Raw genomic sequence first — 11428 nt, 5'->3', positions numbered from 1 at the left:
CGCCGCTGCAGGTTCTCGCGGAGGGCGATGTATTCCATCTCGGGCGTGATGAGGCCCTGACGGGCGTAGTGCATCTGCGAGACGTTGCGCCCGGGCAGCGCACGGCGCGGTGCGCGGTGCAGGCCGGGGAAGCGCAGGTGGGCGGTGGCGGCATCCAGGGCGCGTTCGGTGCCGAAGGCGGACGAAAGCCCCGACAGCTGCTCGGTATCGCCGCGCTCGGCAATCCAGCCCGAGCGCACGCCGGGCAGGCCGGAGCGGATGTCGATGGCGGCGGCCGGGTCCGAGTAGGGGCCGGAGCAGTCATAGACATAGACCGGCGGGTTCTTCTCGGCGCCGAAGGAGGCGGGGGTGTCGGACTGGGAGATTTCGCGCATGGGCACGCGGATGTCCGGGCGCGAGCCTTCGATGTAGACCTTGCGCGAATTGGGCAGCGGCGCGATGGCCGCCGAGTCGACGTGCGCCTGCGCGGCGAGGAAGGTGTCGCGGGAATCGCGGGAGTCTGGGGAAAGCGGGTCTTTGGCGTTCATGGAAGCTCCTGTGGTGTGCGGCTGCGGTGATGTCACCCCAGGCGCACGGTGTGCGTCTGTACGGTTCAGCAATTTCCAGTCCACGAAGCGGCCACATGACGCGGCGGCGGCGCGCGGACACGCGGCGCGGCGGTCATTCAATTCCGGCGCCGGAACGGCGTCTGCCGGGCGCACCGGGTGAGTTGTCATCCGCCCAAGCAACGGTCATCGGGCGTACGCCATGGCGTCTCGCGAGACACCTGCGACGCCCTTCGCGCGCTCGATACAGATGTCGCAGTTTCTCGGGCTTTGCCAAGACATCTGTCGCATGTCTCTCCGGGTGAATCTCAGGTTCCGGGAAAAATACCCAGTCAATTCAATGCCGTGAGCGTTGGCATGGATTCTGCCCTTGTGTTCCCCGACGAAGGCGTCGCCGAAAGCGGTGCCGCGTCGAAGCTCGAAGTTTCGACATCAACAATCGGAGGGGAGTATGAAAAAGAAGATCTCTGGCGCGTCGGCGCAGGGCGCACGCAACGCATGCACGCTGGCCGCCGCAGTCGCTGCGGCAATGATGATGGTTCCCGGTGCGGCGCAAGCCGACATCGTGATCGGTGAAGTGGCCGGTACCAAGCTGTCGATGTTCGGCATCATCGACGTTGGCCTGCTGTACAACAGCAAGGCCAACGCCAGCGGCGACAGCAAGACTTCGATGGAAACCAGCGGTCTGCGTCAGACCGTGATCGGTTTCAAGGGCGAACGCGAACTGCAGCCGAATCTCACTGCGTTCTTCAATCTCGAATCGCACTTCGATACCAACGACGGTTTCCTGCACGGCACCGGCGATGCGCCGCGCGGCGGCACGAACAACACGCCGCTGTTCCGGCGTCAGGCGAATCTGGGTGTGCGCGGCGACTGGGGTAGCGTGACGGTCGGCCGTCAGTATGGCCCGGCACTGCTGGCGCACATCGGTACCGAACCGCGTGCCTTCAAGGAGCAGTTCTCCAACCTGTATGCGTGGGCCTATGGTCAGTTGTTCACGACCGCCAATGCCGCAGGCGGCGATCGCAACACCAACAACGATGTGGGTATTTTCTTCAGCAACGCTGTGCAGTACAGACATACTGTCGGCCCGGTGAATTTCGGCGTGCTGTACGCGTTCGGCGGTCAGCCCGGTTCGGCCAAGGACAACAGCTCGTATGCCCTGGGCGCAACCTACAACGGCCCGATCACACTGTCCGCGTCCTACCAGGCGATGAATGACGAGCAGACCGGCAAGAGCAACATCGAGCACACGTCGCTCGGTTTCGCGATTCCGTTCGGCGACTTCATCTGGAAGAACAACTGGATGAATGCCAAGAACGACGCGCGCACCGGCGCCGAACTGGCCGACATCAACGGCTTCGGCACGGGCCTGGACTGGAAGTGGCACGCCAAGAATTCGGCCACGGTGGCGTACTACATCAACAAGGACGACAGGAACAAGACGGACGAAACGAAGTTCCTCGTCATCAGCAATGACTACCAGTGGCGGCCGGACACCACGCTGTACGTGCAGTTCGCTTACGCCGATGCCGATGCGGGCGCCACGCTCCGCACCAGCATCGTGGCGGCGGGCGTGACGGCCGGCGAGAAGAGCACGCTGCTCAACGTCGGCCTGAATTTCATGTTCTGAAGCAACGCGACTGTCTGAACACCCGGGGCTGAACCCGGGTGACTGAACCCAAGTGAATGGAGATTGATAGATGACCGCCTCACGCAAGATGTTCCGCCTGTCTGCTGCCCTTCTGGCAGGCTCGGCGCTGTCCTTCCTGACCGCGGCGCCTGCCATGGCGCAGGGCAAGGCCGGCTTTGAAGACCCGAACAACTGGCCCGAGTACCACCGCACCAGCAACGCCTGGCGCTTCAGCCCGCTGAACCAGATCACGCGCGAAAATGTGAAGAAGCTCAGGGTGGCCTGGGTGCACCAGCCGGGCAACATCACGCACGGCCTGCAGGCGACGCCGATCGTGATCGACGGCGTGATGTACTCGATCTCGGCCAACAACAATGTGTGGGCGATCGATGCCGCCACCGGCAAGACACTGTGGAACTACGCGCCGAAGCTCGACAAGATCGTCGAACAGGTGTTCTACGGTGCCGCCAGCCGCGGCGTGACCGTGGGCCGCGGCAAGGTGTTTGTGGGTACGCTGGACGGCCGCTTCATCGCGCTCGACCAGAAGACCGGCAAGGAACTGTGGTCGACCCAGCTGACCAACCCGAAGACGCAGTACGGCGCATTGTTCTCAGCGCCGCCGCAACTGGCCGGCAATGTGCTGTTCGGTGGCACCACCGGCGGCGACCAGCCGATCGCGGGCAAGATCTACGCGGTCAACGCCGACACCGGCAAGCCGGCATGGACCTTCGACGTGATCAAGAATGATCCGAAGAGCTGGCCGGGCGACAGCGGCAAGGTCGGTGGCGGCAGCGCCTGGATGCCGGGCACCTACGACGCGAAGACCGACACCATCTACATCGGTACGTCGAACGCTGCCCCCGACTACTACAACTACGACCGCAAGGGCGACAACCTCTATACGGCTTCGCTGCTGGCGATCGAAGGCAAGACAGGCAAGCTGAAGTGGCACCGTCAGGAAGTCCCGAACGACTCGTGGGACTACGACTCGGCGTACGAAGCGCTGGTCGTGCAGAAGGACGGAAAGGACGTCATCGTCCATCTGAACAAGGGCGGCTTCGTGTTCGTGATGGACAAGAAGGACGGGGCGCTCGAAAACGTGTGGCAGTTCTCCGAGAACGTGAACTGGGTCAAGGGCATCGACCCGAAGACCGGCGCACTGATTGATCCGATCTACCCGGAAGTCGACAAGGTCAAGACCTTCTGTCCGAACCTGCTCGGCGCGCGCAGCTGGAATCACGGCGCCTACAACCCGGGCACCGGCCTGTGGTACTCGCACGCGATGGAAGTCTGTAACGAAGTGGTCGCCGGCAAGGATGATCCGGACAACCTGAAGGCGGTGTCGGCGCTGTCGCTGGGCATCGAGTCGATCAAGCTGGTGGCGCCGCCCAACAGCAAGCCGCACGGCCGTCTGGACGCGCGCGATCCGCTGACCGGCAAGGTCAAGTGGTCGATCAAGTACGACATGCCCCCGCTGTCCTCGGTCCTGACCACGGCCGGCGGGCTGGTGTTCACCGGCGACCTGGAAGGCAAGATCTTCGGCTACGACGCTGACACCGGCAAGGAACTGTGGTCCTTCAATTCGGGCTCAGGCCTGCGTGGCGGACCGGTCAGCTACTCGGTGAAGGGCAAGCAGTACATCGTGTTCCCGACCGGTCTGGGCTCGCATGCTCCGGGCTTCCTCGCAGGTGCATTCCCGCAGATCAAGGATCTGCCGGGCGGCGCTGCGCTCATCGCTTTCACGTTGGAGTAGCAACGTTGGAACCCCCGGCGCGTGGCTCCGCGCCGGGGTGGCATGTCTCCTCATTCGCAGGCGGTCACTCATGTTGCTGCCTGTTTTTTTTCGTTCACACTGTTGCTGGGGTCTGCTGACATTCAATCGCGTCGTGATGGAATGTCACGAGACCCTGATTCGGAAACCCGACCAGGACTTCGAGCAATGACTCAGGAAACTTCACGCAATACCGTCGCAGGCCGGTTGACCGTTACCGCGCTGGTGATGGCCATCGCCATGATCTCGGCAGCGCCATCACCGGTCACGGCGACCGACAACCCCATCGTTGCACCGTCCTTCGATCTGACCGATCCGGAACGCATCGCGCTCGGCAAGAAGCGCTTCAACAAGACCTGTGCAGGGTACTGCCATGGTTCGGATGGTGTCGGCGGACGCGCGCCCGATTTCAAGGGACGCACCGACCTGGCTGACGAAGAGGCCTACCGCACGATTTTCCACGGACGTCGCACGTCGGACATCATGCCGCCCTGGGGCGAGGCGTTTACGCCCGATCAGATCTGGGAACTGGTGGCCTACATCAAGTTTCTCGGCACGCAGTAAGATGTGGCCGGAAGGGCTGCAGTGTCCGTCCCGCAGCGTGAGGTTGCTGCGGGACGGATGCCAACGGTTCAGCCCTGCTGAGCGGTCCGCTCGGCGCTGTCCAGGTAGTTGGGCGCCACGATGCGCAGACGTGCCATCTTGCGGTAGAAGGTGGCGCGCGACATGCCGAGCTGGCGTGCCGTTTCGGTCACCTTCCAGTGATTGCGACGCAATGCCTCAAGCATCTTCTGACGCAGCTGCAGACACACTTCACTCAACGGCTCGCCGCTGTCGTCTTCGCAGCTGTCGTACGCGATGGCGGCGACCACTGGCTGCTGCTCCGGCGGTGGCGGAAGGGCAACTCGCGTTGGCTTGTTGCCGGCGCGCAGTTCATGCGGGAAATGTTCGAGCCGCACCTGCGGGCCTTCCGCAATGGCGCAGGCGTAGCGAACGGCGTGCCGCAGCTGGCGGATGTTGCCCGGCCAGCTGTAGGCCAGCAGCACGTCCATCGTCTGCGCCTCGATCGAAATGCCCGTGCGTTCCATCGCGGTGCTCTCTTCCAGCATCACCTGCTCGATCAGCGCCCGCTTGTCCTCGCGCTCGCGCAGGGGTGGCAGCGTGAATGAAGCACCGTTGAGGCGGTAGAACAGGTCTTCGCGGAAGCGCCCCTCGCGCACCAGTTCCGGCAGGTCCTGGTGGGTGGCGCAGATCACGTGCAGGCGCACCGGCGTCGGCTGTTCGGCACCGAGCGGCACCACCTCACCTTCGGCCAGCACGCGCAGCAGCCGGCTCTGCAGCGACAGCGGCATGTCGCCGATTTCGTCAAGGAAGAGGGTGCCGCCGTCGGACTGCAGGATCTTGCCCTTCGACCCCTTGTTGCGCGCGCCGGTGAAGGCGCCGTCACGGTAGCCGAACAGTTCGCTCTCGATCAGGCTTTCCGGAATCGCGGCGCAGTTGAGCGCGACGAATGGCTGTTTGGCCCGGTCGCTGAAATCATGGATGCCGCGCGCGAACGCCTCCTTGCCGGTACCGGTTTCGCCCAGCAGCATGACCGGAATGTCGCGGTTGGCCACGCGCACTGCGCACCCTACATTGGCCTTCACGCGCGGGTCGCCCAGCGCCAGGTGGCGGAAACCGCGCGGTGCCGTCAGGTCTTCCGCCTCGGCGACCGGCTTGGCGGCAATCTGCGGCAGCGTGCGGGCGTGCGGTGCGCGCAGCACGGCAAACAGCCGCTGTCCGGTGGCGAACATGCGCAGCGGGAACGGTGCGCCCGGGCTGGCGTGCGCGGCGGCCATGATGCCGTTGGCGGTGCATTCGAACAGGTCGTGCAGGTATTCGGCGCGGCGCCCGTTGTGGTTGATCAGCTCGTGGCGCGCACGGCGGTTGCCGCCGACGATGCGACCGCTGTCGTCGAACGCGATCAGGTAGTCGGTCTCGACCGGCAGGAATTCGGCGATCGGGCCGAGCTGCAGGATCCAGTGGTTGCGCAGGCTGTAGTGGGCGTAGGCGTCCTCGATCAGACGCGCCTTGTCGAGCACCATGCGGTAGATCAGCAGCTGGCTTTCGCGCTGTTCCGGCGAGTACAGGGCCGATGCGTCGAGCACGGCGATCGGTTCGTCTTCAAGCCCGACGATGGGCACCGAACTGCAGGTGAAACTGATGTTGTGGGCGCGGAAGTGTTCGCCGCGATGGACCAGCGTGGGCTGGCAGTCGATCAGGCTGGTGCCGACGCCACAGGTGCCTTCGTGTTCTTCCGCCCAGCAGGTGCCGTTGCGGAAGCCTTCGTCCTTCAGTTCGCGTTCGAGGTGCGGCACGGTGCGGAAATCGACCGTCACGCCCTGCGCGTCGGTCAGCAGCACGCAGTAGTCGGCCAGCAGCACCTGCTGATGCAGGCGCTCGACGCCTTCGCGCGCGATGCGCATGAATGTTTCCAGACGGTCGCGATGCTCGCGCAGTTCGTAGGCCGTGACAACCTTCGGTGTCGTCGCCCGCCCGGGGTCGATCGAGTGCTTGTTCAGCGACCGGTGCCACGAGCGCTTGAGCCGGTCGTGCTCCGCATGCAGCGGAGCCGATCGGCTGGGTGCTTCGATGGCCTTGAGTACCCGGCCGACGTGATCCGAGATCGTGTGTCCGCGGTCCATGTCCTTCTCCTCCACATTCATCTCTGTATCGAAACGCTGCGTGCGACGGTGTCTGCCGCGGCGTTTCACTTTTGTGACTTGAGGGTAAGCCCTGAACCGCCTGAAATCAACGCGACGAATGTCTCCGAAAAGTGAGACAGGTGTCTCAATGGCCTGTTGTCGCAGTGGGCAGCGGTGCGACAGGTGGGCGGCCGCCCGTTGCGTCGACGCCGACGAGGTGCCGAAGAGCGCTTAAGAATCATCCGCTTGTCGGCTGCGGCGAGTCTGCCGGGACGCTGCTGGCACGGCCGATGCAATGACACCGGTAACCAACACCTGGAGTCGCATCGCCGTGCTGTCCGCCCCACCTCGTCCCGCCCTCGTCGGCATCATCGCGAACCCCGCATCGGGTCGCGACATCCGCCGCCTGACTTCGCGGGCGTCGGTGTTTCCGAACGCCGAGAAGGCCAGCATGATGGTGCGGGCGATCGCCGGGCTGGAAGCGGCCGGCGTGCGCGATGTCATGATCATGCCGGACTCGGGCGGCATCTGCGGCCCGCTGTTCCGTGCGCTGTCGGTGACCACCGGCTCCCCGGTCACGGTGCAGCCGCGCTTCATCGACATGCCGGTGACCAGCTCGGCCGACGACACGCTGCGGGCGACCGAGCTGATGTGTCAGGCCGGTGCCGGCGCGATCATCGTGCTCGGCGGCGACGGCACGCATCGCGCCGTGGCGGCGCGCTGCGGCCAGGTGCCGCTGCTCGCGCTGTCCACCGGCACCAACAACGCCTTCCCCGAAATGCGCGAAGCCACGGTCGCCGGACTGGCGGCCGGCCTGCTGGCCACCGGCGCCGTGCCGGCGGAGGTGGGCGTGCGGCGCAACAAGCTGCTGCGCGTGCGCTGCGACGACCGCACCGACATCGCCCTGGTCGATCTGTGCGTCACGCGCCACAACTACGTCGGCTCGCGCGCCGTGTGGGACAGCGCGCTGCTGGAAGAACTGTTCGTCGCCTTCGCAGGGGCCGATGCGATCGGCCTGTCGGCGATCGCCGGCCAGCTCGAGCCGGTCACCCGCAGCGCGCCGTACGGCCTGCATGTGCGCTGCGCCGACACGTCGCTTACACCGCAACAGGTGATCGTGCCGATTGCCCCGGGACTGATCAGCGCGGTCGGCATCCGCGAGTACGGCCGTCTGCTGCCCGGGCAGCCGGTCGTGCTCGCCCCGCAGAGCGGAACCATCGCGCTCGATGGCGAGCGCGAAATCGAATTCGATCCGTCGAACCGGATCAGCGTCGAACTCGAACTGCACGGCCCGCTGACCATCGATGTCGCCGCCGTACTCGAAAACGCAGCGCGTCGGCGCGTGCTGCGCCACTACGCAGGGTGCCCGGCATGAGCCGCGCGTGCGCCCTGTCCCGTCTCTCCCCGGAGGTGCCGGCGCCTGCCGCCAGCGCCTTCGTGCCCGGTTCGTCCGGCCAACCGCCCGCAGCTGCCGGAGATCAGCGGGCTTGTCATTCCATCCACAACGAGGAGCACCCATGAGCAGTTCATTGACCAGGGAAGGCCTGCTGCAGGCCTACCGGACCATGCGCACGATCCGGGAATTCGAGGAACGTCTGCACGTCGATTTCGCCACTGGCGAAATCCCCGGCTTCGTCCATCTGTATGCCGGCGAGGAAGCCTCGGCGACCGGCATCTGCATGCATCTGAATCGCGATGACTACATCGCCAGTACCCACCGCGGTCACGGCCACTGCATCGCCAAGGGCGTTGATCCGGTCGGCATGATGGCCGAGATATGGGGCAAGCGTACCGGCACCTGCAAGGGCAAGGGCGGCTCGATGCACATCGCTGATCTTGACGTCGGCATGCTGGGTGCCAACGGCATCGTCGGCGGCGGCGGCCCGTTGATCTGCGGTACCGCGCTGGCGTCCAAGCTGCGCGGCAGCAACAACGTCGGCGTGTGCTTCTTCGGTGATGGCGCGTCCAACCAGGGCACGATTTTCGAGGCCATGAATCTGGCCGCCGTGTGGAAGTTGCCGGTCATCTTCGTCGGCGAGAACAACGGCTACGCCGAAGCGACCGCCAGCAAATTCTCGGTCGCCTGCGAAAACATCGCAGACCGCGCCTCTGCCTTTGGCATGCCGGGCGTCATCACCGACGGTTTCGATTTCTTCGCCGTGCATGAAGCGGCCGGCGAAGCGGTCAAGCGTGCCCGCGAAGGCGGCGGACCGACGCTGCTCGAAGTGAAGCTGTCACGCTACTACGGCCACTTCGAAGGCGACCAGCAGACCTACCGCGCACCGGGCGAAGTGCAGAAGCTGCGCGAAACCAAGGACTGCCTGATGCAGTTCGCACGTCGCGTGACCTCCCGCGGCGAACTGTCGATGGCCGAACTCGAAGCCATCGATGTCGAAGTGAAGACCCTGATCGACGCATCGGTGGTGAAGGCCAAGGCAGATCCGCTGCCCTTGCCCGAAGACCTGATGGCAGACGTCTACGTCTCTTACTGAACCCACGCCACACGCTGACAGGAGAAATATCAGATGGCACGAAAGATCACTTACCAGCAAGCCATCAACGAGGCGCTGGATCAGGAAATGGCACGCGACCCGAGCGTCATCGTCATGGGCGAAGACGTGGCCGGCGGCGCCGGCGCACCGGGCGAGGAAGACTCATGGGGCGGCGTGCTCGGCGTCACCAAGGGCTTGTATGCGAAGCACCCTGGGCGCGTGCTCGACACGCCGATTTCGGAATCCGGCTACATCGGTGCCGCGGTCGGCGCAGCCTGCAACGGCATGCGCCCGGTGGCAGAACTGATGTTCATCGACTTCATGGGCGTCTGCTTCGACCAGATCTTCAACCAGGCGGCCAAGTTCCGCTACATGTTCGGCGGCAAGGCGAAGACGCCGGTGGTCATCCGCGCGATGTACGGTGCAGGTTTTCGCGCCGCCGCGCAGCACTCGCAGTGCCTTTACAACATCTTCACCCACATCCCCGGGCTGAAGGTGGTGCTGCCGTCGAATCCGTATGACGCGAAGGGCCTGTTGATCCAGTCCATCCGCGACAACGACCCGGTGATCTTCCTCGAGCACAAGGCCCTCTACACGATGGAAGGCGATGTTCCGGAAGAAAGCTACATCGTGCCGTTCGGCGAAGCCGCCGTGGTGCAGGAAGGCGACGACGTGACCATCGTGGCCTTCGGCCGCATGGTGAATTACGCCAAGGATGCGGGTACCAGCCTGCGCAAGAAGGGCGTCCAGTGCGAAATCATCGATCCGCGCACGACCTCGCCGATGGACTTCGACACCATTCTCGAAAGCGTCGAGCGCACCGGCCGTCTGGTCATCGTCGATGAATCGCATCCGCGCTGCAGCATGGCGTCCGACGTGTCGGGCTTCATCGCGCAGGAAGCGTTCCGCGCGCTGAAGGCACCGATCCAGATGGTGACCGCACCGCACGTACCCGTGCCCTTCGCAGCGTCGCTCGAAGATCTCTACATTCCCAGTCCGGCGCGCATCGAAGAAGCCGTGATGCGCGTCAAGGAGTACCGCTGATGTCCTCGATTCTGACCGTCACCATGCCCAAGTGGGGCTTGTCCATGCAGGAGGGCAAGGTCAACCTGTGGCTGAAGGAAGTCGGTGACTCGATCGCTCCGGGCGAGGAAATCGTCGAAGTCGAGAGCGAGAAGATTTCCGGCGCCGTCGAGGCGGCCGTCACCGGCGTGCTGCGCCGGCAGGTCGCCCAGCCGGACGAGGTGCTGCCGGTTGGCGCCCTGCTCGGCGTGATTGCCGACGCCGACGTGTCGGATGATCTGATCGATGATCTGATCGCCCGCTTCCAGGCGGAATTCGTGCCGCCGACCGACGACGAGGCCGATGCCGGACCGCAGACGCAGACGGTGCAGGTCAATGGCCGGCAGCTGCGCTATCTGAAGCGCGGTGAGGGCGGCACGCCGCTGCTGCTGATCCACGGCTTCGGTGGCGATCTGAACAACTGGCTGTTCAACCATGAAGCGCTGGCCGCTTCGCGCGCCGTCTATGCGATCGACCTGCCGGGTCATGGCGCGTCGACCAAGGTCACCGGTGCGGCGTCGCTTGACGATCTGGCCGATGCGGTGAGCGGGTTCATGGAGGCGGTCGGCATTGCATCCGCCGACGTCGTCGGTCACTCAATGGGCGGCGGCGTGTGTCTGGCGCTGACCCGCCGCGCGCCGCAGAAGGTCAAGTCACTGACGCTGATTGCGAGTGCCGGACTGGGCAGCGACATCAACGGTGCCTACATCGACGGCTTCGTTGCCGGCAATACGCGCAATGCACTCAAGCCGCTGCTGGCCCAGCTCTTTTCGGACGCCGGTCTGGTCACCCGTCAGCTGATCGACGACATGCTCAAGTACAAGCGGCTGGAAGGTGTCGACGAGGCGCTGGCCACACTGGCCGGCGGGCTGTTCCCCGGCGGCCGGCAGTCGGCGCTGCTGGCCGATGTCGCGGCGGCAAGCGGCAAGCCGGTGCTGGTGATCTGGGGCGAGAACGACCGGATCATTCCGGTCGCGCACGCTTCGGCCATCCCGTCGGCCAAGGTGGTGGTGCTGCCGGCACAGGGCCACATGGTGCAGATGGAGTCGGCCAGTGAAGTGAACAAGCTGATCGGCGAGTTCACGAACTGAGTACGAACGGAGCACCAACGGAGCCCGACCCGGGCTCAGGTTGAGCAGTCAGACCGTCCGCCCCGAACAGGGGATGGACAGGGCGGAGCATCCGTTGCGGGTGTTCCGCCTCGCTGCGGCATGCGCCGCAGCAACCCGATGAAGGACAAG

8 protein-coding genes and 1 pseudogene are annotated in these 11428 nt (G+C 64.8%); 7 read left to right on the top strand and 2 right to left on the bottom strand.

The window, feature by feature from the left end:
• Window positions 1–527, bottom strand: a pseudogene (locus ACTIFF_RS04615) (phosphomethylpyrimidine synthase ThiC); the annotation flags it as partial.
• Window positions 528–996: 469 nt separating this feature from the next.
• Here ACTIFF_RS04615 and ACTIFF_RS04610 point away from each other — a divergent pair.
• From ACTIFF_RS04610 to ACTIFF_RS04600, 3 genes are all read left to right on the top strand, one after another.
• Complete coding sequence (locus tag ACTIFF_RS04610) at window positions 997–2178, top strand: porin (RefSeq protein ID WP_439535767.1); 1182 nt, start codon at window positions 997–999, stop codon at window positions 2176–2178.
• 70 nt (window positions 2179–2248) lie between these two features.
• Window positions 2249–3931, top strand: a complete 1683-nt coding sequence (locus ACTIFF_RS04605; protein ID WP_439535766.1) for a pyrroloquinoline quinone-dependent dehydrogenase — start codon at window positions 2249–2251, stop codon at window positions 3929–3931.
• A gap of 186 nt (window positions 3932–4117) precedes the next feature.
• Complete coding sequence (locus ACTIFF_RS04600) at window positions 4118–4513, top strand: c-type cytochrome (protein ID WP_439535765.1); 396 nt, start codon at window positions 4118–4120, stop codon at window positions 4511–4513.
• Window positions 4514–4581: 68 nt separating this feature from the next.
• On the opposite strand, the gene ACTIFF_RS04595 is transcribed toward ACTIFF_RS04600, so the two are convergent.
• Window positions 4582–6633, bottom strand: coding sequence for a sigma-54-dependent Fis family transcriptional regulator (locus ACTIFF_RS04595; protein WP_439535764.1), 2052 nt, complete (start codon window positions 6631–6633; stop codon window positions 4582–4584).
• Between the two features lie 295 nt (window positions 6634–6928).
• On the opposite strand from ACTIFF_RS04595, the gene ACTIFF_RS04590 reads away from it, so the two are divergent.
• The 4 genes from ACTIFF_RS04590 (at window position 6929) to ACTIFF_RS04575 (ending at window position 11278) form a co-directional block, all read left to right on the top strand.
• Window positions 6929–8008 carry an ATP-NAD kinase family protein gene (locus ACTIFF_RS04590; protein WP_439535763.1) on the top strand — a complete coding sequence of 360 codons (1080 nt, stop codon included), beginning with the start codon at window positions 6929–6931 and terminating at the stop codon, window positions 8006–8008.
• Window positions 8009–8150: 142 nt separating this feature from the next.
• The gene (locus ACTIFF_RS04585; RefSeq protein WP_305634076.1) at window positions 8151–9125 is read left to right on the top strand and encodes a thiamine pyrophosphate-dependent dehydrogenase E1 component subunit alpha; all 975 of its coding nucleotides are present in this window, start codon (window positions 8151–8153) and stop codon (window positions 9123–9125) included.
• 33 nt (window positions 9126–9158) lie between these two features.
• A complete protein-coding gene (locus tag ACTIFF_RS04580) occupies window positions 9159–10169 on the top strand; it encodes an alpha-ketoacid dehydrogenase subunit beta (RefSeq protein ID WP_439535762.1) in 1011 nt (336 codons plus the stop codon).
• Window positions 10169–11278, top strand: coding sequence for an acetoin dehydrogenase dihydrolipoyllysine-residue acetyltransferase subunit (locus tag ACTIFF_RS04575; protein ID WP_439535761.1), 1110 nt, complete (start codon window positions 10169–10171; stop codon window positions 11276–11278). The genes ACTIFF_RS04580 and ACTIFF_RS04575 overlap by 1 nt, the downstream gene beginning before the upstream one ends.
• The last annotated feature ends 150 nt before the right edge of the window (window positions 11279–11428 follow it).

It is taken from the genome of Methyloversatilis sp., assembly GCF_051861465.1.
GTDB lineage: Bacteria > Pseudomonadota > Gammaproteobacteria > Burkholderiales > Rhodocyclaceae > Methyloversatilis.
This window is presented reverse-complemented; position numbering and strand designations above follow the sequence as displayed.

Excerpts from the sequence above, each read along its gene's own strand:
- ACTIFF_RS04610 (WP_439535767.1), top strand. The coding sequence starts at position 997 with ATGAAAAAGAAGATCTCTGGCGCGTCGGCGCAGGGCGCACGCAACGCA.
- ACTIFF_RS04605 (WP_439535766.1), top strand. The coding sequence starts at position 2,249 with ATGACCGCCTCACGCAAGATGTTCCGCCTGTCTGCTGCCCTTCTGGCA.
- ACTIFF_RS04600 (WP_439535765.1), top strand. The coding sequence starts at position 4,118 with ATGACTCAGGAAACTTCACGCAATACCGTCGCAGGCCGGTTGACCGTT.
- ACTIFF_RS04595 (WP_439535764.1), bottom strand. The coding sequence starts at position 6,633 with ATGGACCGCGGACACACGATCTCGGATCACGTCGGCCGGGTACTCAAG.
- ACTIFF_RS04590 (WP_439535763.1), top strand. The coding sequence starts at position 6,929 with ATGACACCGGTAACCAACACCTGGAGTCGCATCGCCGTGCTGTCCGCC.
- ACTIFF_RS04585 (WP_305634076.1), top strand. The coding sequence starts at position 8,151 with ATGAGCAGTTCATTGACCAGGGAAGGCCTGCTGCAGGCCTACCGGACC.
- ACTIFF_RS04580 (WP_439535762.1), top strand. The coding sequence starts at position 9,159 with ATGGCACGAAAGATCACTTACCAGCAAGCCATCAACGAGGCGCTGGAT.
- ACTIFF_RS04575 (WP_439535761.1), top strand. The coding sequence starts at position 10,169 with ATGTCCTCGATTCTGACCGTCACCATGCCCAAGTGGGGCTTGTCCATG.